The sequence below is a fragment of the Bradyrhizobium sp. SEMIA genome, from assembly GCF_014844175.1.
GTDB classification, from domain to species: domain Bacteria; phylum Pseudomonadota; class Alphaproteobacteria; order Rhizobiales; family Xanthobacteraceae; genus Bradyrhizobium; species Bradyrhizobium arachidis.
Map to the genome: position 1 here is coordinate 5,278,255 of NZ_CP046601.1, position 24,643 is coordinate 5,302,897.

At 61.5% G+C, this 24,643-nt stretch carries 24 protein-coding genes and 1 pseudogene; 9 read left to right on the plus strand and 16 right to left on the minus strand.

The window, feature by feature from the left end; all coding sequences use genetic code 11:
* Positions 1–54 precede the first annotated feature (54 nt).
* Complete coding sequence (locus FOM02_RS25685) at positions 55–498, minus strand: SRPBCC family protein (protein ID WP_027558843.1); 444 nt, start codon at positions 496–498, stop codon at positions 55–57.
* 172 nt (positions 499–670) lie between these two features.
* Positions 671–1,108 carry a DUF2147 domain-containing protein gene (locus tag FOM02_RS25690; RefSeq protein WP_027558844.1) on the minus strand — a complete coding sequence of 146 codons (438 nt, stop codon included), beginning with the start codon at positions 1,106–1,108 and terminating at the stop codon, positions 671–673.
* A gap of 138 nt (positions 1,109–1,246) precedes the next feature.
* Between FOM02_RS25690 and FOM02_RS25695 the strand changes: the two genes are divergently transcribed.
* Together FOM02_RS25695 and FOM02_RS25700 are read left to right on the plus strand one after the other, a co-directional pair.
* Positions 1,247–1,813, plus strand: a complete 567-nt coding sequence (locus tag FOM02_RS25695) for a DUF2975 domain-containing protein (protein WP_027558845.1) — start codon at positions 1,247–1,249, stop codon at positions 1,811–1,813.
* A gap of 5 nt (positions 1,814–1,818) precedes the next feature.
* Positions 1,819–2,058: a helix-turn-helix domain-containing protein gene (locus tag FOM02_RS25700; RefSeq protein WP_084334250.1), complete on the plus strand. Its 240-nt coding sequence runs from the start codon at positions 1,819–1,821 to the stop codon at positions 2,056–2,058.
* Positions 2,059–2,060: 2 nt separating this feature from the next.
* Here FOM02_RS25700 and FOM02_RS25705 read toward each other — a convergent pair whose 3' ends face one another.
* The 7 genes from FOM02_RS25705 to rpsU form a co-directional block, all read right to left on the minus strand.
* Positions 2,061–2,474 (minus strand): hypothetical protein, encoded by a 414-nt coding sequence (locus tag FOM02_RS25705; protein ID WP_027558847.1) that lies wholly within the window; start codon positions 2,472–2,474, stop codon positions 2,061–2,063.
* A 229-nt stretch (positions 2,475–2,703) separates the two neighbouring features.
* The gene (locus FOM02_RS25710; protein ID WP_027558848.1) at positions 2,704–3,435 is read right to left on the minus strand and encodes a DUF3750 domain-containing protein; all 732 of its coding nucleotides are present in this window, start codon (positions 3,433–3,435) and stop codon (positions 2,704–2,706) included.
* Positions 3,436–3,443: 8 nt separating this feature from the next.
* Entirely contained in the window at positions 3,444–3,860 is a 417-nt protein-coding gene (locus FOM02_RS25715; RefSeq protein ID WP_156950871.1) for a hypothetical protein, read from the minus strand.
* 68 nt (positions 3,861–3,928) lie between these two features.
* Positions 3,929–5,719: an adenylate/guanylate cyclase domain-containing protein gene (locus FOM02_RS25720; RefSeq protein WP_027558850.1), complete on the minus strand. Its 1,791-nt coding sequence runs from the start codon at positions 5,717–5,719 to the stop codon at positions 3,929–3,931.
* 929 nt (positions 5,720–6,648) lie between these two features.
* Entirely contained in the window at positions 6,649–8,355 is a 1,707-nt protein-coding gene (locus FOM02_RS25725) for a GMC oxidoreductase (RefSeq protein WP_027558852.1), read from the minus strand.
* 166 nt (positions 8,356–8,521) lie between these two features.
* Positions 8,522–8,791: a hypothetical protein gene (locus tag FOM02_RS25730; protein WP_035729980.1), complete on the minus strand. Its 270-nt coding sequence runs from the start codon at positions 8,789–8,791 to the stop codon at positions 8,522–8,524.
* 329 nt (positions 8,792–9,120) lie between these two features.
* Positions 9,121–9,423, minus strand: coding sequence for a 30S ribosomal protein S21 (rpsU, locus tag FOM02_RS25740; RefSeq protein WP_027558853.1), 303 nt, complete (start codon positions 9,421–9,423; stop codon positions 9,121–9,123).
* A gap of 340 nt (positions 9,424–9,763) precedes the next feature.
* Between rpsU and FOM02_RS25745 the strand changes: the two genes are divergently transcribed.
* The 3 genes from FOM02_RS25745 (at position 9,764) to FOM02_RS25755 (ending at position 10,624) form a co-directional block, all read left to right on the plus strand.
* On the plus strand, positions 9,764–9,973 hold the full coding sequence (locus FOM02_RS25745) for a cold-shock protein (protein ID WP_027558854.1): 210 nt from the start codon (positions 9,764–9,766) through the stop codon (positions 9,971–9,973).
* A 138-nt stretch (positions 9,974–10,111) separates the two neighbouring features.
* Complete coding sequence (locus FOM02_RS25750) at positions 10,112–10,357, plus strand: hypothetical protein (protein ID WP_027558855.1); 246 nt, start codon at positions 10,112–10,114, stop codon at positions 10,355–10,357.
* A gap of 42 nt (positions 10,358–10,399) precedes the next feature.
* A complete protein-coding gene (locus FOM02_RS25755) occupies positions 10,400–10,624 on the plus strand; it encodes a hypothetical protein (protein WP_027558856.1) in 225 nt (74 codons plus the stop codon).
* Between the two features lie 98 nt (positions 10,625–10,722).
* On the opposite strand, the gene FOM02_RS25760 is transcribed toward FOM02_RS25755, so the two are convergent.
* Together FOM02_RS25760 and FOM02_RS25765 are read right to left on the minus strand one after the other, a co-directional pair.
* On the minus strand, positions 10,723–10,941 hold the full coding sequence (locus FOM02_RS25760) for a DUF6894 family protein (protein ID WP_265440094.1): 219 nt from the start codon (positions 10,939–10,941) through the stop codon (positions 10,723–10,725).
* Between the two features lie 4 nt (positions 10,942–10,945).
* Entirely contained in the window at positions 10,946–11,128 is a 183-nt protein-coding gene (locus FOM02_RS25765) for a hypothetical protein (protein WP_027558858.1), read from the minus strand.
* A 562-nt stretch (positions 11,129–11,690) separates the two neighbouring features.
* Between FOM02_RS25765 and bioB the strand changes: the two genes are divergently transcribed.
* Positions 11,691–12,623 (plus strand): biotin synthase BioB, encoded by a 933-nt coding sequence (gene bioB / locus FOM02_RS25770; RefSeq protein WP_051378499.1) that lies wholly within the window; start codon positions 11,691–11,693, stop codon positions 12,621–12,623.
* Between the two features lie 421 nt (positions 12,624–13,044).
* On the opposite strand, the gene FOM02_RS25775 is transcribed toward bioB, so the two are convergent.
* On the minus strand, positions 13,045–14,187 hold the full coding sequence (locus FOM02_RS25775; protein WP_027558860.1) for an HlyD family secretion protein: 1,143 nt from the start codon (positions 14,185–14,187) through the stop codon (positions 13,045–13,047).
* Positions 14,188–14,378: 191 nt separating this feature from the next.
* The gene (locus tag FOM02_RS25780) at positions 14,379–16,295 is read right to left on the minus strand and encodes an adenylate/guanylate cyclase domain-containing protein (protein ID WP_084334260.1); all 1,917 of its coding nucleotides are present in this window, start codon (positions 16,293–16,295) and stop codon (positions 14,379–14,381) included.
* 33 nt (positions 16,296–16,328) lie between these two features.
* On the opposite strand from FOM02_RS25780, the gene opgC reads away from it, so the two are divergent.
* Positions 16,329–16,520, plus strand: a complete 192-nt coding sequence (gene opgC / locus FOM02_RS25785; RefSeq protein ID WP_027558862.1) for an OpgC domain-containing protein — start codon at positions 16,329–16,331, stop codon at positions 16,518–16,520.
* 701 nt (positions 16,521–17,221) lie between these two features.
* Here the strand turns inward: opgC and frc are convergent.
* From frc to FOM02_RS25800, 3 genes and pseudogenes are all read right to left on the minus strand, one after another.
* The gene (gene frc, locus FOM02_RS25790; protein ID WP_027558863.1) at positions 17,222–18,499 is read right to left on the minus strand and encodes a formyl-CoA transferase; all 1,278 of its coding nucleotides are present in this window, start codon (positions 18,497–18,499) and stop codon (positions 17,222–17,224) included.
* 62 nt (positions 18,500–18,561) lie between these two features.
* A pseudogene (oxc, locus tag FOM02_RS25795) lies at positions 18,562–20,294 on the minus strand (oxalyl-CoA decarboxylase).
* Between the two features lie 73 nt (positions 20,295–20,367).
* Complete coding sequence (locus FOM02_RS25800) at positions 20,368–21,063, minus strand: GntR family transcriptional regulator (protein WP_167336571.1); 696 nt, start codon at positions 21,061–21,063, stop codon at positions 20,368–20,370.
* Positions 21,064–21,411: 348 nt separating this feature from the next.
* Here FOM02_RS25800 and FOM02_RS25805 point away from each other — a divergent pair, with 348 nt between their 5' ends.
* Positions 21,412–23,541 carry an acetate--CoA ligase family protein gene (locus FOM02_RS25805; protein ID WP_027558866.1) on the plus strand — a complete coding sequence of 710 codons (2,130 nt, stop codon included), beginning with the start codon at positions 21,412–21,414 and terminating at the stop codon, positions 23,539–23,541.
* A 174-nt stretch (positions 23,542–23,715) separates the two neighbouring features.
* Entirely contained in the window at positions 23,716–24,558 is an 843-nt protein-coding gene (locus tag FOM02_RS25810) for an IclR family transcriptional regulator (protein WP_027558867.1), read from the plus strand.
* Positions 24,559–24,643: the final 85 nt, after the last annotated feature.

The window sequence follows — 24,643 nt, forward strand, 5'->3', positions numbered from 1 at the left end:
AAAGAGATTGGTGGGCACGCTGCGCTTTGCCACCCTACGATACTGATGTCGCTGCTACTGATTGATCTCCGGCTCGACCAGCCGCGCCAGATTGCGCAGCGACTCCTGCCAGCCGAGATAGCAGGCCTCCGCCGGAATGACGTCGGGGATGCCGGCCTGCGTGATGTCGACCTCGGTGCCGACCGACACCTTCTTCAGGATCACGGTCACCTGGATCTCACCCGGCAGATTGGGATCATCGAACTTGTCGGTGTAGCGCAGGCGCTCGCCGGGCACGAGCTCGAGATATTCGCCGCCGAACGAATGGCTGTTGCCCGTGGTGAAATTCCGGAACGACATCTTGAACGTGCCGCCGACCCTGGGCTCGAAATGATGCACGGTGCAGGTGAAGCCGTTCGGCGGCAGCCATTTCGCCATCGCATCGGCCTCGAGGAAGGCGCGATAGATCTTCTCGGGGCTGGTGGCGAGAACGCGGTGCAGTCGTACAGTGCTGGGCATGTTCGTCATTCCTCGTGCAGTGATGGGCCGACGTTCGCGCTTTAAGGCCCGTTGATGTCTAGATGACGAACGAGGGGCTGCCGATCCGACACGTCACCGCAGATAAAAGAGATCGCAGACAAAAGAGCCGCCGGAACCGGCGGCTTTGACGTTGCGCTCGCCGATCGGCCGCTCACCGTGTCCAATCTTCACCCGCGCACAACGTTCCCATGCAGCCCTGGACGTTGAGATTGCCCGACGGCAGCAAGGTCACCGTGCTCGCATAGGTCTTGCCGTCGTCGGCATTGTAGATCCGGCCCGACCATTTGTTGGCGCCGGCGGCCTGCATGTCGATGAACAGGGAGATGCCGACGATCTTCCGGCCGCGCAGCGCCGGATCGGAATTGTGGTCGTCGAGCTGCGGCTTGCCCGTCTTCTTGTCGATCGGCTCCTTCAGCCAGACGACGCGGCCGCACAGCGCATTGCCGCAGCGGCTCACCTTGATCTTCGCATCGCCCGACTGGGTCAGCCAGACGCCGCCGGGATCGCCCGCCGCTGCGGCTTCGGCATTTCCGAGCGGCGAGATGGACAACATGGCTGCGAGCACGTGCCGGACGAGGGTGGAACGCATGGGGGCTCCATATCGGATTAATTATCATGAATTATTTCATGATAAACAATCAATATATCGCGCTTAAGGTTGAGTCAAGCTGATGGAACGGGCATACTGGTCCCCATAGATGACCCTTGCATTGCGGAGTGGCTGGAGATGGATGCGGTGAGGACGTCGGTGCGCGAGGCCCGGCAGCGCTGGTTTCGACGCCTCGATCTTGCGTTCTGGATGATCTGGGCGGCATTCCCGGTGGTGATATGGCTTGCCTATCGCCACAACACGACCGCCTCCGCGTCGATTGCGGCCAGCCTCAGTCCCGAGCAGGCGAAATGCGCGGGCATCGTCACCAACCCGCTCGACATGTCGCGCAAGGGGCAGATGCTGTTCTGGACGTTATTTTTGTTTCAGCTGTCGTTCTTTGCCGTGTTCACCGGCATCCTTCACCGCATGGTGCATCGATTCGCGCGCGGCCGGATCTTCGTGTCCGAGACGCTCCAGGGTGTGTGGTGGATGGGGATCATTCTGGTGATCTGGCCGTTCATCGACCTGATCACTGGCAATACGGTGGCTTATGCCTTGCACGAGATCGGCGACGTCAAGTTCTTCCTGCCGTCCTACAATGTCGACATCGGCACGATCGCGGGCGGGGTGTTCCTGATGGCGCTGAAATTCGTCATCGAGCACGCCATCCTGCTGCAGTCCGAAAACGAACTGACGATCTGAGGTGAATGCTTGTGCCGATCGTCGTGAACCTCGATGTCATGCTTGCGAAGCGGAAGCGCCGCCTCGGGGATCTCGCCGATGCCATCGGCATCTCCATCCAGAACCTGTCGATCCTGAAGACCGGCAAGGCGAGGGCGATGCGTTTCTCGACCCTGGCCGCGATCTGCCGCGAGCTCGACTGTCAGCCCGGCGACATCCTCGAATATGTCGCGGGCGAGGAGAGCGATGCGGGCGAGGGGAGCTGAGCTCACACCTGGCGGGTCTTGTCCGCCTTGGTCTTGGATGCGAGGACCTGGAAGACATCCCCCATGCGCAGTGCCCGGCCATCGGGGAAGGCGGACATCCTGAGGCTCGACGTATGCGTCGCGCCGTCGACCGGAGAGATGAAGGCAAACTGGATCTCGATCTTGTGCTTGATCTCGTAGCCCTGCCATTTCGGGTGCTCGCGCGTCAGCAGCTCGGCGAGCTCACAGCGCAGCATGTCGGAGGTCGACGTGGTCTTGGAGAGAATGCCGCGCTCGACCTTCTCCAGGTAGCACTGCTCGGTCACGGTGCTGACATGCGCGTTGACGCGCTGAAAATTCGTCTTCTTGTCGTACTGATCGTAGGCGGCAAAGCCGGCAATGCCTGCGGCAACCAATCCAAAGAACGCGAGACGCATGCTGATGCTCCCGTTTTAATGGGCGCACCTTCGAGCGTCAGTCATTAAGGGCGACTGAATCCGCTTCGATAGTTTTTGCGACGGGAAACGCCCATCTGACGACAACGCGCTCAATTGAATCAAATTGGCTTGGCGGGATTCCGCGCCGGAGCGTGGGTCGAGCTACCGCGGCGGCCGACGTAAGTCAGCGCGAACTGAATTAGCGGCCCGAAAGCCGGGATCGTGGATCTTACAGGCCGGAGGCCATCCCAAATCGGCCAAGGCCAGGTAGCTTGAGTGCCGGACGCCGGATGTCGAAACCGAGCACGGCGCCAAAGAAATTGATCTCCACACCCTCGACCCAGCCGATCGAGAAGCCGATGTATCCAGCAAGCGAAGCATAGATGCCGGTGCCTGACGCGGTGACACCGAGCCATTTGCCGGTGTAGGGGAAGTCCTTGCCGATCGCAGTCGGCGGCAGGACTGCGCGGAGCTCGGGGACGGAGTCGAGTGCGGCCTGCACGAAGGTGTTCGAGTTGGGGCCAGGCCAGGCGCTATAATCCCCGTAGGAACGGAACCTGTAGTTTTCGATCACATCCCGTATCTTGGGGATCAGCGCTTCCGCGCGCTCTCCATCCACGGCGACGATGGTTTCGGGCAAAGCGCCGAACCACCGCCCATCCGGAGCGAAGCCGTTGGTGCGGATCGGCTCGCCCCAGGCCGTGTAGTCATATCGGGTGTAGGTCGCCGCATGCTTCTCCTTCACGACGATCCAGGTGTGAACGGCAAAGATGCTGCGCCATCTGACGGTTCTTGCCGCGAAGACCCGTATCGTGGCTTCGGGACGATCCGCCGCGGCGGGGAGAAGACCGGCGCTCGACCGGTCGGCCAACTGCCAATTCCCGCGGCCATCGCCCAAGAAGAAATATCGCGCCGCTGACGCAGCGAGAGGCGCAAACAGGAGGAACAGAAAGATGAGCAAGTGTTTCTTCAAGGGAGCGGTGCGGCGGGATCTTCCACGATCATATAGGTCGCAAGGATGCTGCCGCCATAGCTGCTCCAGCCGATCGGTTCCGCTGGATCAAGTGACCGAGGGAGTGTGAAGCCTGGCTGGTTGTTCGAGAGGAGAATCTGCATGGACATGAAGGAAGCCTCGGCGATGACGGAGGCCTCGGGATTGGCGAATGAAGAGGGCATAGGGCGAACCTCAGGATTGAACAGGCCAACAGAGAAAGCAGGGGAGAGCCGTCGGCCGGTCCACTCGCCTTCCTCGGATCCTGCGATGCGATGGGCCGAGCAGTTGCGAGAGGTAACGATGAGGGCGCCTTTGCGGTCGCTGCTTGCTGCTTTCCTGGTCGGAGCATGGATCGCACGCCGGCGATAGGAGCGGCGACTTGCGCGCATCACGATGAGGGAGCTCCAGACACTTCGAAAGGTAGGTGACGTGGCCAAGCGCGAACGACCCAAACGCGACGTCACTGCTCCGGCACTCCAGCCAAGCCCAGCCCCTCATACAGGTGCTCGCGTCCGGCGAGGTAGGTCGGGTTGTCGCTTGGCAGGTGGGAGCGCACACGGCGGATGGAGAAACTTGGATTGAGGGCAAGTGCCGCCCGGGCCGCGCGCTTAGCCTCTTCGATCGCGCCGAGTTGTGCCAACGCAGCGGCCAGCCAAAAATGCGCGAGCGGATGATTTCGATTGGCCTCAATGCTGCGGCGTAGGCAAACGACCGCCTCTCCGTACGCGCCAAGGTGAAACTTGGCCATTCCGACGATCATCAGCCAAATATAAGAACGGGTATCGCGAGGAGACAAACGAAGAGCCTCCTGCACATCGGCTTCGGTCTCTCCCGCACGGCCGATGTACACCTTGGCGAGACCGATCCAGGCGTGAGCATGGGCCAAATTGCGATCCAGCGCGAGGGCTCGTTCGCATTCAGCAATACCCTCAGGCACGCGGTTCGTAAGAACCTGGACGACGCCCAGTCGTAAGTGCGCCAACGCATGCTGAGGAGCCAGCGACAAAACCTCATTTATGGTCGCCTCAGCCCTCGCAAGGCGCGGAGCTGGTTCGTCGGTTAGCAATGCGGCGACTGCTGCTTCATCCAGACCTGCGCGGCCGACCAGCGCGTCGATGCAGCCCGGGTCTAACACCAAGGCTCCCTCGAAAAAGCCGCGCGCCTGCGTCAGGTGCTCTGGCGTAGTGCCTCTGTTCGCGATAGCGACGCCCTGGAAATAAAGATCCATCGCGTCTGGATCTACGGAGCGCTGGGCTCGCCGCGCCTCTGCTGCAATGAGCTCGGCATTCAGCGCACTGGCCAGCCGAGCGACGATCTCGTCTTGCATGTCGAAAAGATCAGCGAGAGGTTTGTCGAACCGTTCGGCCCAAAGGTGACTGCCACTTTCGCTATCGACGAGCTGAGCGTTCACCCGAAGCCGATTGCCGCTTCGCTGGACAGATCCTTCAAGCACGTAGCGCACGTTCAATTCGCGCCCAATCCTCTTCAAGTCGATCGTTGCACCTTTGTACGTGAATGCTGTGTGCCGGCCGATTACAAATGCACCGGATATGCGCGACATGTCGGTGGTCAGGGCCTCTGTGACGCCGTCCGCGAAATACGCTTGCTCCGGACCGCCACCGAGATTGGCAAAAGGCAGCACAACGATAGAGAGGCGAGGTGGAGAGGATGATGGCGGGGGTGCCCGTTGCGTCCGTGGCGACGTGCTCAGATCGTCCCAGATTAAAGCGTAGGACCGCACGGCGCGGTCAATATTCTTGAGAGTTCGCTCGCCGAGATCGATGAACTCGACCCCGGCCTTGCCGCGGACATGATCATACGCAGAAGACGAAATACAGATGCCGCCGGGTTGCGCCAAGCTCTCGAGCCGTGCTGCGATGTTGACCCCATCTCCAAAGATGTCATGCGGCTCGACAATTACGTCGCTAATGTTGATCCCAACCCGGAAGGCAATGCGCCGTTCTTCAACGTCATGAGCGGTCAGCTCCTTGACGCGGCTCTGGAACTGCACCGCAGCTCGAACCGCTGCGACGGCGCTCGGAAATTCTGCCAAGAACCCGTCGCCAGTATTCTTGACGATCCGGCCGCTGTGCTCGGTGATTGCTGGATCAACCGCCTCCGCTAGGAGCGCGGTCAGTTTGGTGTGCGTCGCCTCTTCGTCATGATGCATGAGCCTCGAATAGCCGGCCACGTCGGCAGCCAATATAGCCGCCAACCTGCGCTCGATCCGCCCTAGCCGCTCCTGCGCCATGGCCCGCGATCCACTTTGGACGCATTGTACGATGGATTGGATGAAATTCCCACCGGACCGATGTGCTGTTAGGCCTTCGCCGTCTTGCCTCCCAAGTGCTGAACGTCGGCGTTCCGGCCGCTAGCGATCTCGTGACGGGCGGTGCCGGGAAGCCCGCGTGTGACCTGTTGCAGACGAGGTCTCATTGCTTCGTGAGAGCAGGGCAACTGCAGCCTAGGTCGCCGTGCCGGCGCACGGCAGAAGAGCGGATCACAAGGACCGTTCGCGCGACGGCGATGATCTGCGCGCTGCGCTTGACCCGCGCGCAAGATGCATCTAGGAACAAAACCGCTGGTTGAGCGTTTGTTTTCATTTACGCCTGGGTCGAAACAGAGCCTTGGAGGCCAAATGATTACCGCCGCGCAATGCTTGGAAATGGCGCATCGATACAGGACACTCTCTCAAACATCCGGCATTTCCAAAGACCGCGCTTTCATCATGAAGAACATCGCAAGAAGCTTTACTGGTTTGGCAGGTCAATTGGACCGACTTGATGCGCTCACGAGAGACGAACAGCCGACATAGTCAGCCGATGCGGACGGCGCGCGAGCGTGAATCCGCGAGGCTGCCGAGCAGACTGAGGATGTCGCCGAACTCCCGGAGGGTTGCCAGCCGGTATCCGTGAGGGAGGGGATTACCTCGAAAGAGGCCCGACAAGCACACCCTTGAAGCACTTGTCAGAGCGCTCCTGTTCCCGGATAGCATTGCGGATGGGGCAAATTGAGCCGATCCGCCGCCGCCATCAATCGCCGATCCGTCACGTGCGCCCGAACCACGTCGACGAGGACGATGGTGCAAGATTTTTCCGCGGCCTGCTGATTGCCGCGGGGCCGAGCCTGCTGCTTTGGCTATGTCTCGCGCTCTCATTCAAAATGATCCTCGAGGTCCATCTACTTCCCTGAGGGAAGCGAACGAGCGGCTCTTAGGGAGTGCATGCCCAAGCTTGCGGGACGCTCCTCGGCCTTGAACGCGTGGGCCATGTGATGCGACAATCGTAGAGCGAGCGCCACGACGATCAGCGTTGGATTGGCTTGACTGGACGTTGGCAACACCGACGTGCTGCACAGGTACAGGTTCGCGATGCCAAAAGCGCGAAGGTCCCTGTCCACAACTCCGTCCTTTGCCGATGAGGCCATGCGGGTCATGCCGAGTTGATGCGTGCCATCCTTGGCCTGCCGCAGAATGGTCTTTTGTTGATCGGATGGGTTACACCGCAGCACCATCCGGGCGAGACTTCCCCGCTTCAGCCATTCCGACATTCGCTGGTGTGTTCTCTCCAGGGATGCTGCGTCCGCTTCCGTAAAGCGCAAGTCGATCGCAATCCGGTTCATGCCCAACCGATCGACCTCGCCTGTCAAGGTTACCCGGCTCTCCCGATTGGGCAGATGCTCGGCATGATAGGCGAGCCTGTACTGCGAGCCTTGGTTGCGTATCAGGAAACCTGGAGGCCGAGGGTCTGCGTACCACCGCTCCAAAAGCGAGTTCGCGTCAGCCAGAATGCTCTTGAAGCCTGCTGGCGCGAGGTTTCGCAGATGTGCCCCGGCAGTGCTTCCGAGACTATTTTCGCTGTATCGGCGCCGAATGACTTCCGGCAAGATTGCTCGCCCGAGGCCGTTCGCGCCGGATAACAAGAACACCAGCGAGAGCAGCGCTCGTTGATGCCTCGCGTCTGCAATCGCGCCTTCCGGCCATAGAACCGTGTTCGACAGCGCCCATTTTTTCTGCGTCGCCTCGCTCGGCTGGAATCGGCGGCGGGTATAGGTTCCGTTCGCATCTTTCCGGAAATCGAACAGGTCTACGTGTTGCGGCTTGAGAAATCTGACGTCCGCTATCGAGCCCATCAAATGGCTCATGTAGTATCGCCCAAGGGGGCCAGCTTCGCCGCCGAACAGCCTGGGGCGATCGCGCTGCATATTCAAGGCCAACCTTGTCGTCTCGATCCCTCCCGCCGCAACAACGAGCATTCGAACGGGTAATCGGGACAGTTTCGATCCGTCCGACGACGCCACGGCAAGTCCAGTGACGACACCGTCGCCGGAGAGGAAAACCTCGGTCACCACCGTGTTCAGGCACACTCTGATCCGGGCGGATCGAACGGCGGCACCACCGTGCCGGACCTGGCTACGCCTCTCGCACGCGAAGCGCGCAAGACTCGTGCACGAAAACTCATCGCCAGATTCATGAGCTACGTTGGCCGCAATGAACTCCGCAGGGCCTGCGTCAAGAAAGCGACTGGCCGGTTCAAGGAACGGCGATACATCCTCGTATGTGATCGGCCACACTCCGTCGCTTACAAATTTCCGCTCCTTGAAGTCGATCGGATCGTAGGCCACGCAAGCTCCGGCCCAAAGATTGGATGTTCCCCCGAACATTTTTGCCGATACGGCCTCGAGCGGGCCGTGGGTTGCCGGCGTGCGGAGTTGCGCGGTGAACAGACCGTCCACGGATCGGCGTCGCCTCAGACCTCCAGCTTCGAGGACCTGACTGGAAATTCCCAGCCGATCGAGCTCGAGCGCGATTGCGAGACCTACAGGACCCGCTCCGATGATCGTGACTTCGGCAGCGTTCTGCGATCTATCGAAAGCGTCCCCAAACATTGGGTATCCTTCGGCGATTTAAGGACACAATCTGCGTGGGAATTGCGGTTGCAAGATGGATACGCACGATCAAGGGAGGCGAACAGCCCCTCCTGAGCGGAGCGAGCGTCACCGGGTCTGCTTGCGCGATGCGGCTTGAGGAGCGCGGCTCCTCATTTTGCAGACCTCAGCTGAGATCGATGCGACGTGAAGCAGGCTCGATGGAGACCCTGCCTGCGCCTTCGACGAGTGACGTCCTCAGCAGCGCGATCTTCCGGTCGAGTTGCCACACCTCGACATTGCCGCGCAACGCGAACTGCTGCGCATGGACGAGCGCGGCTGCATCGGAGGATGCCTCGAAGGCCTCGGCGGATTGGAAGATGCCGTTCGCCCCGACGAGATAAGCGCGATATTGCAGCGTCATGTCGGCGCTCTCAGACCGGGAGAGCTGAGCCATGCATCGATCTGCATGGCTGTTTCGTCCTGTTGCGCCCTGCGAAGTAACATCTCGCGGCGATGGCTTGGAGGAAGCAGGCGCGCCTCTTCGCGCAGACAATTGATTTCGTCGACGAGCCGCTCTCTGAGCGATCGAGTTTGTTCGCAGTGACTGCGTTTCATGCCGAAGCTCCCTTGTTCTGACAGGGCGGGAGCGCAATTGGCGTTCTCATCACCGATAGAAGCCACGGGCCGGGCGGTGATCACGAACCATACCATAGATCAGCAGCATGTATGTCCACAAAGACACTTTGTTCGCGCGGAATCTGCCAAGCCTGGGTTGCTCGCAAACTACCTCAGGGCTGCTTCCATAGTCCGCCCCGCTGGCACGCTCGATAGGGCGGCGCCCCGTTTGTTGCCGGCTGCGACCGGCTTTTTGGGCTTGACCACGATCAATCCGTCGCGAATGGCCTGCTTCCGCGCCTGCTTTCGCAGGCGCCGCACGGCGTCGGATTTTCGTCGCGCCGTCGCGGCCGACGGCTTCTCGTAGAATCGTGCGCGGCGCATCTCCTTGAAGACGCCTTCACGCTGCATCTTCTTCTTCAATACGCGCAGTGCTTGATCGACATTGTTGTCGCGGACGAAAACCTGCATCGGCGGCTCCTGTATTGAGGCTGCCTTGGTCAACCACGACTGCGCGACAGCCGCGTGCGCAGGGATGATTGGATCTCGCGAAGATCTCGCCGCTCACACGAGATGTCTTCAGGTCTGAGTCTCCAGGCGGGCAAAGGTTCCGCGGAAGCCCACGGCCGCGATTAAATCTGCCCGAAGCCTTGCTAATGCTAATGGCGAGGTATACCGTCCCTTTGTTCGTTCAGCCGCTGTGCCTTGTTGAATGCGCCCGCGGGCTCCTTTTTCCAGAGACATCGACGAATTGAATCGGTTCTGCGTGAGCGTCACGTGGAATGCGCGCCTATGCGCTTTGGAGAGAGAAATGACGACAGGTACTGTGAAGTGGTTCAACGGCCAGAAGGGCTTTGGATTCATTCAGCCCGACGACGGCGGCAACGATGTGTTCGTTCATGTCAGCGCAGTCGAACGGGCGGGTCTTGCGGGGCTCGCCGAGGGCCAAAAGGTCAACTTCGAGACCAAGACCGACAAGATGCGAGGCAAGGTCAGCGCTGAGAATCTCTCGCTGGCTTGAGTTTTCCTACGCCGTTTCACGGATGTACTGAAACGGCACGCGGCCCGCTCGATCCCGGATCGAGCGGGTTTTGCCCGTTACCGAAGAGGGTGAAAGACGAGCGCCAAGAGATGAGCGCCAAGAGATGAGCGCGAAGAGATGAGCGCGAAGAAATCGGCCGAACCGTCAACAGAGTCCATCGCGCGGACCGAGCGTCGCCGCCTGGCCGCCGAAGAGGGCGCGCGGGCGATGGCGGATGCCGAAAGGCGGGCGGTCGATGTCCGCAACAACATGGCGCGGCTTCGCGAGCTGCGCGAGGCCAGGGACGCGGCCGACGGAGATCTGCGTGCATCCTCGTCGTCGGCACCTGCACTGAAGAAGCGCAAGAGAAAGCTGTCGCGATAGCCGATTTCAACCGCGCGATGAGAGGGCTCGACATGCCAATGAGTGCGATCCGTGCCTAGGACCAAGCCGGATGGCGGCAGCACAATCACCTTCTTTCTCGCACTCGGCGCCGGCCGACAGATGTGCCGTCTCGCGACGACATTTCAGACGCAGAAGCAGGCCTTTAGCTATCTTCAGAAGTACCGGACGGAGTTTGAGCGCATCGCACGGGCGCGCCTCGAGTCAGGCGAGCTCGAAGACGGTGTCGTCGTTCTCTCGATGCTCTAAAGCATGATCCGGGCAAGTGCGCAGCGGTTTTCCGAAAAAGATCATGCTCAAACGACGACCTCAGGCGCGATGACGATTCATCCAGATCTCATCGCGCTTTAGGCGACGAGAATGCCGCGCGAAAGATCGGACCGTCGGCATACCTCGATAGCCAGACCGCATCCGGTCGCGGACGGTGGAAGGTCCTTTGCGGTATCGGCAAGCGACAGCGCGGCCTCGATCTCGGCGGCCCTCTGGTTCGCCAGGGTCAGTCCCTCTTCGTCCACAGAGAGTGCGTTGCCGTCTCTGACGTCGAAGTAATAATGCGGCACCGGCATTCCCTTATCTGGGGCGGTTTCCCTGCTTGGCCTCTCGGGCCAGTCGTTCTGCTTTCAGGCGCTCGCGATTTTCGTGAAGGGATTGTTGCGCCTTCGCATAGTCGGTCATCGGCTTCTTCGTTTCGACCGGCTTGAACGCTTTATGGGCCTCCCGCAGAGCCCGGGACGCGGGATGATCTCTCATCATCTTGACCTCGATTGGGTGGACAGGCGCGATCTCGAAGCGCCGGACCTGGCGTTTCCAGCCCGCGGGCTGGTAGCGATCGACTTTGTCGTCGGATGGCCGCCTGCGATTCCACGGGCGTGCAGGGAATAACGGGACGGGACCTCGTCGGTTCCTTGGAGCCGGCCTCAATTCGGCATCGATCGCCACCCCCGGTTGCTCAGCGGGCCTATCTGCTGCGGGACGCGACCGCCAGCTTCATTCCGCCGCGAACTGCGTCAGCGTCGCGCTGCGCGGGGCGACGCGAATGAGTGCCTCGCGCGCCTCGATCTACGGATCCGATCCATTGTTGAGACCCGCGAAAGCGCGCTGACACCGTGGGTCCTGTCACCACCCAAAATCAAGTCGCCACACTCCGGTCCGATTCCGCTGACAGTTCCACTGCACTTGAAATCGACCCTGCGGCTGGCACGAAGTTCACGGTGGTCCCGCCGCATTGTCAGGAGATGTGCGAATGCTCGGCGCGAACGAAGGGGAGATCAAGAAAATCTCCCGGCAAGAAGAATCCCAAGGAGCTCCAGAAGCGATGCAAAGATGGACCAGCGCGGATGCCTGGACGGTCTACCGGCTTCCCTTCAACGATCTTCTGTTTCGTGCGCAATCCGTGCATCGCAGTCATTTTGACCCAAATCGCGTGCAGCTCAGCCGGCTCTTGAACATCAAGACCGGGGGTTGCCCGGAGGACTGCGGCTATTGCAGCCAGTCGTCGCATCACGCCACAAGCGTAGCGGCCTCCAAGCTGATGGAGGTCGAGAAGATCGTGGCCGAGGCCCGCAAGGCCAAGGCGAGCGGCGCGACGCGGTATTGCATGGGGGCGGCCTGGCGTAACCCCAAGCCGCGCGACATGGATGCGATCGTCGAGGTCGTCGGCGCCGTGAAGCAGCTCGGGCTCGAGACCTGCATGACGCTCGGAATGCTCGACCGCGCTCAGGCCGACCGGCTGAGCGCGGCCGGGCTCGATTACTACAATCACAATATCGATACCTCGGAGCGCTATTATCCGAGCGTCATCTCCACCCGCACATTCGCCGATCGTCTCGATACCTTGGAGCATGTCCGCGAGGCCGGCATGAAAGTGTGCTGCGGCGGCATCCTCGGCATGGGTGAGAACGAACAGGATCGCGTCGACATGCTGGTCACGCTCGCCAACCTCCCGGAAGCGCCGGAGAGCGTACCGATCAACATGCTGATCCCGATCCCGGGAACGCCGATGGCGAAAGCGACGCCGATCGGACCGATCGAGTTCGTGCGCATCGTCGCGCTGGCGCGCATCATGATGCCGGCCTCCTTCGTGCGACTCTCGGCCGGCCGGTCGGCCATGACCGATGAGATGCAGGCGCTGTGCTTCTTTGCCGGCGCAAACTCGATCTTCGTCGGCGACACGCTGCTGACGGCAGGCAATCCGCAGAACGAAGCCGATCGGAAGTTGTTTGGCAGGCTCGGGCTGGAGGCGCTGTGAGGGGATCGCTCTGGAAGGCCACCGAAACCGGTGGCCTTCCTCTGCGAGCGACCCGTCATGCGGGAGCCGTCACTGCGGGGCGTTTCACCAGTGCAAAGGCCGCGGCAGCCAACAGGCAGAGGATTCCGGCAAGAAGAAACGCCGGCACATAAGTCCCCAGCACATCTCTGCTGACGCCAGCGGCAAAGGCCATCAGGCCGACGCCGAACTGATGGGCGGCAAAGGAGCTTGAATCACGTCCTGGGCGCCGCCATCAACCGTCATGACTTATAGCCTTGCCGCTAATGTTCTGAATTTACTTCCGCTTTCGGCGGCATAGCGGACTCTGCCCGGAATTGCCGTTGGCTGAACCAGGCGCGAATGACCCAGAAGAGACATACGCCGCTCGGATCATCTGCTTAACGTGAGGCCGCCGATAATCCTATAACGCTTCGGGGAAGACATAATTCTGCCAGCTGCGCATACGCAGAAGTATCTTCCGCAACAGTGACAACTCGTGAAAATGTTCGGTATAGATGGCGGCCTCGCCTGCCGAGCCGAGCGGCACCTTGTAACCGGATATGTCATCGACGAGGTCAAGCCGAACAAGAGCCCGGCCTTCGGGCAGCCCCTCGACACTATATAGCGTACCCGAGGTTTGAAGCTGGCCAGCAGCAACCACATCAATCACGAGGCTGACCTTGGCCTTGAAGACACGACCCGGTACGGCTTTGAACAGAACTTCGGCCTCATTGCCAATATTAACACGCTGCAGGGCGTTTTGCTGGAACGCCGCTACCAAAGCCCGGTCCGTTGGGCTGTCATTGACGAAAACCATGGCTGGACGGAAGGGGGCCGGGACCACATAGACGCCCGGCCGCAGTGCCAGCTCGGCGACAAAGCCGCCTGTAGGGGCTCGAACAACGGTCTGGTCTAGATCGTATTGAGCATCGGCAAGCTCGTTGCGTAAACGCACAATGGCCGAGTGTTCACCGTCCACGGTCGCGCCATACGCTTGCCGGGTACGATCTTCTGCAGCAATAGTCTCGGCCGTCGCCTGTTTTGACGCATCCAGATTACGCGTGGCGGTGTCCAACGTCGCCTGCGCGACCACGTTCTTCTCGAACAGCTCCTTCTGCCGGTCGTAATTGATCTGGGCAAGCTCCTGGTTGGTCTTCGCCTTTGCGGTCGCCGCTGCGGCCTGATCGACGGACGCCTTGAGCTGGGCGACATTGGCCTCTGCGTCCGCTAGCCCCGCCCGCTTTTCCGCGACGACATACTCGTAAGGCTTGGGATCTATCTTGAAGAGAACGTCTCCAGCTTCGAGGTGCTGGTTGGTATGGCCCTGAACCGGTACCTCGATCACCCTACCTTTAATGGAAGGTATTATGGCCACAGTGGTGAAGTAAATGCGCGCGTTGGTCGAAAACGGTTGGTTGTAGGCCATTGTTATGAACAGGAGCGCAAGGCCGAAGATGCCACCGAGAGCCGCTGTCGCAAGGGTCCATTGATTGACTGGGATTCTGAAAATCTTGAAGATGGCAATGCAGATCGCCACGTAGGTCAATGTGAGCAAGATTTCCATCAGTGCCTCCTGAGGAACGCCTGACCTTGTCACAAGACTTATCTCGAAATTCCTGGCGCCTTTGATCTAGATCAAGAATGGCTCTCGCCTGGTATAGGCTGTATCATGTCGGCTCATGGCCCCTTTGAGACACGCCGACGGACCTCTCGATGACTGCTCGTCGGGGAAGAGCGGAAGTGGTTGGCGCACTGTCAAAGCGACGCGAGTGAGCCCAAACGGACAACAAGCACTAACGGACTGGGTCGTACCGTACTGCGCGCGACATCTTTCGGCCTGTCGACGAGTTGATATACGTCGAGGCTCTCGTGCTTGCCTTTGACGAGATGCATTCCCCGGCTGATGCAGTGAAAGCCGTCCGGGAGCATCTCAAAGATCTCGCGGCTAATCAGGGTGATCGACTCGGCATCGGGATCAATGACCTTTCCGAGGCTTTCCAACCGTTGCGTTGCGTTCACGGCGTCGCCGACGATCGTGTAGTTGATCCGGTTGGGCGCGCCGATGTCACCAACGATGACGGTTCCGATATGAACGCCGATCCGGATGCGAACCGGCTCAAACCCTGTGGCGACCCGTCGCTCATTGTCCGCCGCAATAGCCTGCTGTATCGCCGTGGCCGCCCGACACGCCGACGCGGCCGGATTGTCCACGCGGCCGGGCGCACCCCAGAAGGCCATGACGGCATCGCCGATAAACTTGTCGATGGTCCCGTCTTCCTGTTCGATACAGGCGGAGACAAGAGCGAGGTGTTGATTGATGAAATCGGCGACCTCACCAGCAGTCATGTTTTCGCATGCAGTCGTAAAACCGACGATGTCGGTGAACATGATGGCGAGCTTTCGTTCCTCTGTGCCGGCGCCGACCCGTCCTTCCTTGATAAGGCGCGTGACCAGCGTGCGCGGGACGTAGCGGCCGAAAGCCCGCAGGCCATCAAGCATCGCGTTGAATGACTGCGCGAGTCCGTTGATCTCGCGAATCCGGCTGTACGCCAGTGGCCCAACCTTGTCGAAATCAAAGGTACCAATCGCTGCGGCGCCCCTCGCGGCTCGTCGGATTGGGCCGGTAATCGCCCCAGCCATCAGCGCGGTAGCGATCAGTGATACCCCGAGCATGGCAAGAGCGATGATCGACGCCCAATAGAAGAGTCGAAGGGGAGCGTCGACCGCGCGCGCCAGAACGTAGACGCCGATGGTGATCGGCAGGTCGCTGTATCCGGAGATCTCGCGCGCAAAGACGAAATAGCGCTCGCCGTCGACCGTATGCTGACGTGCCAAATCGCCTACAGGCGGCGTTATTCCGGCTTCGTCGAGCGGCGGTAAACTGGAAAAATTTGCGATTACCCGGTCGCCAAATGTCCGAAGCATGAGCAACGGAGTACTTTCTGATTGCTGCCGGCTTCCATCGATCGCAAACCGGTGTGCGAGAACGCGATCCTGCCCATATAGCATGAAGGCTACTGAACGCGGCGGATCGCTCAGCTCCGTTGCAAGCTTTGACAGGGCTCGGGTAGAGACCGCGATGGCGAGAAACCCCACATATAGATCTCTCTTCCAAATGGGAACGCGATAGTTCAGGGAAGTCGTCTGTGTCGGCGCGCGAAATACCGGCGGTCCCCAATACGAGTCTTTGCGGGTACGAATCTCGTCGGCGACCTCGGCGAGTTGACGGTCCGAGGTGATGTCCAGACGGTCCAGTCGAAACTCTGTATTGGTTTTGCCACGCACGACGCGCAACGCGTTGCCGTTAGAGTCGGCAAGGATGAGCCCGCCGATCTGGGGGGCCGCCGCGATCGCGCCGCTCACGAAATCTCCGAGAGCGGGGTCGGAGAATAGATAGCGACCGTCGCCGATTGCCGCCGCAATGAAGGTTGCCTGATCAACCACCGCGTCCAGGTGTCGCCGCAGCGCCATCTCCTGTATAGTAAGCCCGCGCGCGATGAGCCGGGTGGCGAATTCATCTACGACACTGCGGCCGGTGATCCAATTCAAAGCCAGAATTGAACTGACTGAAACCAACACAAGCAATCCCATGCTTAGCAAGAGCGTCGGCATCAGTCCCAGCCGAGCATTATCTCGGCTGGACGAGATGCGTTTTGGTTCGAGATCGCTCATGTTGATGGTAGCGGCATTGGTCCACCTTAGCTTGTGAATGGGCCTGCCTTCCAAGGCCAGCACTATATCCCGCGCGACTGGCCGGCGCGGCACTCAAGCCTGCTGCGCCCGCTCATTCTGATCGGGCAGAATTCGTTGCCGATGTTCCGCCTCGGGGTATTCCTCTCATTCGCCGCGCATTGGTTCCTGTTCAGGTTGAAGGCGGTATCGACACCCAGATCCTAGTCATCGTTGCCGGCATGACGGCCATGGTGGGCCTGGAATGGCCATTGAACAGGTTCAAAGGCTTTTCCGGACCACCTCGCGCGGTCCAAGGCGGCCACGCCGGCATCGGCCTGATAGAGGATGGAGCCCGAAAACCGCTGTTTGCTGCGGCGCATGAGTCCGGAATTGGCCCATCGCGTCAGTTAGCTGAGCTGCAAACCCTAGGCGCTATCGGTGCATAGCGGACTCCGGCGAGTCGTCCGCCCGGTTAATTTATGGGTTCATGGCCTACAAGCTTCTCTGCGGCGCATCCTTCGAGACGCCCGCCTATGGCGGCCCTCAGGATGAGGTCGCATTTCGCGGCGAGATTTTAGACCCCTCATGGTGAGGAGCCCGCCAAAGCGTGCGTCTCCAGACGATGCTTCGCATTGCGAGTGAACCATGCAGGCCGAGTTTGCCCGGCAGCTTCCAGCTTTCTTATGCGAAACCGGCGGCGCCTCGACCCGAGTTTTACTCTTTCGGATGATGCCATATTACCCCTGTTTTGCCCGACGCGTCAAGCAATAATTCGTATAATCAGAAATTACGTTCGGGGCCGAGAGGTTGGCTACTGTGCATGGGGTTGTTTTCAACTTTTGAGTCGGGCCTGCGACCGCACGACCTTGCCCATGCAAAAAGGGCCGCCCGAGGGCGGCCCTTTCGTCTTGATTGAAGTGGCTCGCTTACTCAGCGGCCTGCTTCTGCGGCGGATCGAGCGCGCCGGACTTGTGGATATCGGCGACCTGGTGGTCCGAGAAGCCGAGCACGCTGCGCAGGATCTCGTCGGTGTGCTCGCCGAGCAGCGGGGAGCGGGTGACCTCGCTCGCGCTGTCCGACAGCTTGATCGGGTTGCCGACCGAGATGTACTTGCCGCGGGTGGGGTGATCGACCTCGACCACGGTGCCGGTGGCGCGCAGCGACTGGTCCTCGGCGATCTCCTTCATCGACAGGATCGGGCCGCAGGGGATGTCGTCCTTGTTGAGGATCTCCATCGCCTCGAACTTGGTCTTGGTCATCGTCCACTGCTCGATGCGGGCGAAGATCTCGTTGAGGCGCGGCAGGCGGGCCGCCGGCTTGGCGTAGTTCGGGTCGGTCTTCCAGGTGGGCTCGCCGATCACGTCGCAGATCTTCTCCCAGACCGGGGCCTGGGTGATGAAGTAGATGTAGGCGTTGGGATCGGTCTCAAAACCCTTGCACTTCAGGATGCGGCCGGGCTGGCCGCCGCCGGAGTCGTTGCCGGCGCGCGGCACGGCATCGCCGAACGGAATGCCTTCGCCGAACTGGCTGTACTCCTTGAGCGGGCCGTGGGCGAGGCGCTGCTGGTCGCGCAACTTGACGCGGGCGAGGTTGAGCACGCCGTCCTGCATCGCGGCGGTGACGCGCTGGCCCTTGCCCGAATGCGTGCGCTGATAGAGCGCGGTGACGATGCCGAGCGCCAGGTGCAGGCCGGTGCCGGAATCGCCGATCTGCGCGCCGGTGACGAGCGGCAGGCCGTCGCGGAAGCCGGTGGTGGAGGCGGCGCCGCCGGTGCACTGCGCGACGTTCTCATAGACCTTGCAGTCTTCGTACGGGCCAGGGCCAAAGCCCTTGATCGAGGCGACGATCATCTTCGGGTTGATCGCCTGGATCTTCTCCCAGGGGAAGCCCATGCGGTCGAGCACGCCGGGGCCGAAATTCTCGACCAGCACGTCGCACTTCTTGATCAGCTCGGTCAGGACTTCCTTGCCCTTGGGGTTCTTGGTGTCGAGCGTGATCGAGCGCTTGTTGTGGTTGAGCATGGTGAAATACAGGCTGTCCACGTTCGGGATGTCCTGCAGCTGGCCGCGGGTGATGTCACCCACGCCCGGGCGTTCCACCTTGATCACGTCGGCGCCGAACCAGGCGAGCAGCTGCGTGCAGGTCGGTCCGGACTGGACGTGGGTGAAGTCGAGAATGCGAACGCCCGTGAGCGCTTTGGTCATCGTGTTGCTCCGTACTCTGTCTGCCCCCGCAAACCGCAGGGAATAAGGGTTGAGGGGTGGACTTACTTCTTCTTCTGCAGAACGCTCTGCGGATTGAGGTTGCCGATGCGGCCGCTCTCCGAGCCCGCGGCCGGATCGATCACCGCGTTGATGAGCGTCGGCTTGCCCGAGGCCATCGCCTCGTTGACGGCGCGCTTCAGTTCATCCGGCGAGGTCGCATTCACGCCGACGCCGCCGAAGGCTTCCATCATCTTGTCGTAGCGCGCGCCCTTGACGAACACGGTCGTCGCGGGATCGTCGTTGGCGCCGTTGACGTCGGTGCCGCGATAGATGCCGTCATTGTTGAAGATGACGACGCAGATCGGCAGGTTGTAGCGGCAGATGGTCTCGACCTCCATGCCGGAGAAGCCGAACGCCGAGTCGCCTTCCACCGCGAGCACGGGATGGCCGGTCTCGAGCGCAGCGGCGATCGCCTGGCCCATGCCGATGCCCATCACGCCCCAGGTGCCGACGTCGAGACGCTTGCGGGGCTTGTACATGTCGATGACGCCGCGGGCGAGATCGAGCGTGTTGGCGCCTTCGTTGACGAGGATCGCCTCGGGGTGATCCTTGATCACGTTCTTCAAGACGCCGAGCGCGCCGTGATAATCCATCGGCGATTTGTTGTTCATGAGCTTCGGCGCCATCTTGGCGACGTTCTCGTCGCGCTTGGACGTGATCGCCTTGGTCCAGTCGGCGGGCGGGGCGGTCCAGCCCGTCGCGATCGCCTGGTTGAAGGCGGAGACGACCGAGCCGATGTCGCGACCACGGGCGCGACGATCTCGACGTTGGAGTCCATCTCGCGCGGCTCGATGTCGACCTGGATGAACTTCTTCGGCGTCTCGCCCCAGCTCTTGCCCTTGCCGTGCGAGAGCAGCCAGTTCAGCCGCGCGCCGATCAGCATGACGACATCGGAGTCCTTCAGCACGGTCGAGCGGGCCGCACCAGCGCACTGCGGATGCGTGTCGGGGAGGAGGCCCTTGGCCATGCTCATGGGCAGGAACGGCACGCCGCTCTTCTCGACGAAGCTCTTGATCTCCTCGTCGGCCTGCGCGTACGCCGCGCCCTTGCCGAGGATGATGAGCGGGCGCTTCGCGCTCTTGAGCACGTCGAGCGCGCGCTTGACCGAAGCGGGCGAGGGGATCTGCGCGGGCGCAGCGTCGATCACCTTGACCAGCGACTTCTGGCCGGCATCGGCGTTCATGACCTGGCCGAACAGCTTTGCCGGCAGGTCGAGATAGACGCCGCCCGGACGGCCCGAGACCGCGGCGCGGATCGCGCGGGCGAAACCGATGCCGATGTCCTGGGCGTGCAGCACGCGATAGGCCGCCTTGCACAGCGGCTTTGCGATCGCGAGCTGGTCCATTTCTTCGTAGTCGCCCTGCTGGAGGTCGACGATCTCGCGCTCGGACGAGCCGGACACGAGGATCATCGGATAGCAGTTGGTGGTGGCGTGCGCGAGCGCGGTGAGACCGTTGAGGAAGCCGGGCGCCGAGACCGTGAGGCACACGCCGGGCTTCTTGGTGAGATAGCCGGCGATGCCTGCGGCGTAGCCGGCGTTCTGCTCGTGACGGAAGGAGATCACGCGAATACCCGCGGCCTGCGCCATGCGGCCCAAATCCGTGATCGGAATGCCCGGCACATTATAGATGGTGTTGATGCCGTTCAGCTTGAGCGCGTCGATGACGAGATGGAAGCCATCCGTCAGTTCCTGCTCGGTGCCCGGTGCCTCGGACTTGGTCGCGGTATTCAGCATGGGCCTTGTCTCCCTGGTCTCAAGTAGTGGGGCGAGTTTTTCGCCCTTCTGGTGAAGGTTGCTAGGTGAACAGTTACGTGAACAGTTCCTGGCCGTGCGCTTCGACGTAAGCGGCAAGGCCAAGGGTGTGGTCGCGGGCGCGCTTCTCGGCGAGCTCGGTGTCGCGCGCCTCGAGTGCTTCGATCATGGCGAGATGCTCGGGCAGCGAGGTCGCGGTGCGGTCCTTGCGCCCGATCGTGAGCTGGCGATAGCCGCGCACGTGCAGCAAGAGGTCGTTGGTGAGATCGACCAGAACAGGCGATTCCGACAGCGAGATCAGCGCCTGGTGGAAGGCGATGTTGGCGCGCGAATATTCCTCGACGTGATCCTCGGGCAGGCGGTCCTTGCCGAAGTCCTTGAAGAAGTCGCGCAGCGCCGAGATGTCCTTCTTGCGCGCGGTGGTGGTGATGAGGCGCGCGGCCATGCTCTCCAGCGCCGCCCAGGCGCGGATCATGTCGACGATCTCGCTCTTGGTCCTGCGCACCACCATGATGCCGCGGCGCGGCACGGTCTTCACGAAACCGTCCTGCTCCAGCATCGCGATGGCTTCGCGGATCGGCGTGCGGCTGACACCCAGACGCTCGGACAACGCGCGCTCGTCGAGCATCACCGGCTCGGGCGTCGAGTAGATGTCCATCTTGAGGATGGCTTCCTTCAAGGCGTCATACGCCTTGTTCTTGAAGCTGCTCTCCGGGGCAATACGAACGATTGCGATATCTGCCTCGGCCATGTTCGGCAACGCCTTGGTTGATTTCCGCAGTGACACGACGAATCTCCTCCAGTGGGAGTCGTCTTTTACAGGATTATTAACGGGAAAGTTTTTGGCATACCACATGCCAGAATGTCAAGCTGCCTATTTTTTGCGGCGTTCTAAGTCGCGCGGCGACTTGACAAGTTGGCTTCTGGCATACCAAATGCCATCGCCAGCCATTTTTGATCCAGGGCGGCGGAGTAATGTCGGCCTTATGCCACTCCGTTCCGCCGCATGGAACAGAGCGCGGCGAATGGCAAGCATCACGGGCAGCCGCAACACGCGCGCGCTTTGCAAAGAACGAACTTAGGTCAAGGGAGAAGCCATATGTCCAATTCCAAAGATGCCGTCCGCAAGGTGCTTGACCAGGTCAAGGCGGACAACCGCACCAGCCTGACGGCCCCGGAAGGCAAGCTGGTCTGCGACGCCTACGGCATTCCGGTGCCGAAGGAGGGCGTGGCCAAGTCGGCGGGCGAGGCCGGCAAGATGGCCTCCGCGATGGGCTTCCCGGTGGTGATGAAGATCGTCTCGCCGGACATTCTCCACAAGACCGAAGCCGGCGGCGTCATCGTCGGCCTCAAGACGGCCGAGGAGGCCGAGAAGGCCTACGAGACCATCCTCGGTAACGCCAAGAAATATAAGTCCGATGCCAAGATCGAAGGCGTCCAGGTGCAGCAGATGCTGGCCGGCGGCACCGAGGTCATCGTCGGTTCCATCACCGACGCCTCGTTCGGCAAGCTGGTGGCCTTCGGCCTGGGTGGCGTACTGGTCGAAGTCTTGAAGGACATCACCTTCCGCCTCGCGCCGGCGACCAAGGAAGACGCGCTCTCGATGCTCGACGGCATCCAGGCGCATGAGATCCTCAAGGGCGTTCGCGGCGGCGAGCCGGTGAACCGCACGGCGCTTGCCGACGTCATCGTCAAGGTCTCGCAGCTCGTCACCGATTTCCCTGAAATCGTCGAGCTCGACCTCAACCCGGTGTTCGCAACGCCGAAGGGCGCGACCGCAGCCGACGTCCGCATCGTCGTCGACTTCGCCTATGTGCCCAAGCCGAAGCCGCGCCCGACCGAAGAGATCGTCGTGGCCATGAACCGTATCATGCAGCCGAAGGCGGTCGCCGTGGTCGGCGCCTCCGCCGAGGACGGCAAGATCGGCAACTCCGTGATGAAGAACCTCATCAACGGCGGGTACAAGGGCGAGATCTACCCGATCCATCCCAAGGCCGCCGAGATCCTCGGCTACAAGGCCTATAAGAGCGTCAAGGACGTGCCCGGCGTGATCGACGTCGCGGTGTTCGCGATCCCCGCCAAGTTCGTGGCCGCTGCGCTGACCGAATGCGGGGAGAAGAAAATCCCGGGCGCGGTGCTGATTCCGTCGGGCTTCGCCGAAGCCGGCGCGCCGGAGCTGCAGGCTGAGATTGTCGAGGTCGGCAAGAAGTACGACATCCGCCTGATGGGGCCGAACATCTACGGCTTCTATTATACGCCCGCCAATCTCTGCGCGACCTTCTGCACGGCTTACGACGTCAAGGGCCACGCGGCGCTGTCGTCGCAATCGGGCGGCATCGGCATGGCCATCATCGGCTTCTCGCGCTCGGCCAAGATGGGCGTCTCTGCGATCGTCGGTCTTGGCAACAAGTCCGACATCGACGAGGACGATCTGCTCGCCTTCTTCGAGCAGGACCCGAACACCAACCTGATCGCGCAGCATTGCGAAGACCTCAAGGACGGCCGCGCCTTCGCGGAAGCCGCCAAGCGCGTCTCCAAGAAGAAGCCGGTCGTCGTGCTCAAGGCCGGCCGCACCTCGGCCGGTGCGAAGGCGGCCTCGTCGCACACCGGCGCGCTCGCCGGTAACGACCGCATCTATGAGGATGTGTTCAAGCAGTCCGGCGTGATCCGCGCCCGCAGCTTGCGTCAGCTGCTCGAATTCGCCCGTGGCGTGCCGGTGCTGCCGACGCCGAAGGGCGAGAACGTGTTGATCATCACCGGTGCCGGCGGCTCGGGCGTGCTGCTGTCGGACTCCTGCGTCGACAACGGTCTGTCGCTGATGTCGATGCCGCCGGATCTCGACGCGGCCTTCCGCAAGTTCATCCCGCCGTTCGGTGCGGCCGGAAATCCTGTGGATATCACCGGTGGCGAGCCGCCGATCACCTACGTCAACACCGTGAAGCTCGGCCTGTCGGATGAGCGCATCCACGCGCTGATCCTCGGCTACTGGCACACTATCGTCACCCCGCCGATGGTATTCGCCCGCAACATGGTCGAGGTGAAGAAGGAGATGGAGGCCAAGGGCTTTGTGAAGCCGATGGTCGCCTCGCTCGCCGGCGACGTCGAGGTCGAGGAAGCCGCCGAATATCTCTACCAGCACGGCATCCCGGCCTACGCCTATTCGACCGAGCTTCCGGTCGAGGTGCTCGGCGCCAAGTACAAGTGGGCGCGCGGGGCAGGGCTGCTCTGAGACGAAGACGCCGCTTCGGCTTGATCCGGAGCGGCATTTCTTCAGGTACGTCGTTCCGGGGCGATGCGGAGCATCGAACTATGGTGCGCAATTGCGCACCTGAGAACCTCGAGATTCCCGGTCTGGTCCTTCGGACCATCCCGGAATGACGAACCTCCAAAGCGGCAGGTCGCGATGAGCAAGAACGTGATCCGGCGCAAATCGCTCGAGCCCAGGCCGGCCGCTGAGGCCGACCATGAGGGCCGTGACGGCGGCGTGCAGTCGGTCGACCGCGCGCTGTCGATTCTCGAAACTCTCGCTGAAGACGACGAAGGCTATCGCCTCAGCGATCTCGCCGTGCGGACCGGCCTGTCCGCCTCGACCGTGCATCGCCTGCTGGCGACGCTGGAAAGCCGCCGCTTCGTGCAGTTCGACCGCGCCGAATCCAAATGGCATGTCGGCGTCCGCAGCTTCACCGTCGGCGCAAGCTTTGCGCGGCGGCGCAATTTCTCCACGCAGGCGATTCCTTACTTGCGGAAGCTGCGCGATCTCACCCGTGAGACCGCCAATCTTGCCGTGGTGGACGATGAGTTCATCATCGTGCTGACCCGCATGGAGAGCCGCGAGATCATGCGGTCGCTGACCCAGGTCGGCGGCCGTGTCGCCATGGTGACGTCAGGCGTTGGCAAGGCGGTGCTTGCGACCTATTCCGACGAGGATGTCGGCGCGGTCATCCGCCATCACGGCATGCCCCGCCTGACCGAGAAGTCGATCGTGCGGCCAAGCGACCTGTTCAAGGAGCTCGAAAAGATCCGCAAGCAGGGCTTTGCGATCGACGATGAGGAGGCCTGCATGGGCCTGCGCTGTATTGCCGCAGTGGTCTATAACGACTGCGCCGAGCCGCTCGCGGCGATTTCGGTCTCGGGCATGACCAGCCGCCTGACCGACGACAGATTGCCGGAAATCGGCCAGATCGTGCGCGAAGTCGCCGGCGAGTTGACCATCGCGCTCGGCGGGGTGATGCCCGCCTCCGCCTAGCGAGGAACCAGGGTGCTGTCGGCTGGACAGCATAGGTCGTTTTGGCTGATATGCGACCAAACGACACAATGCGGCACACGATCAA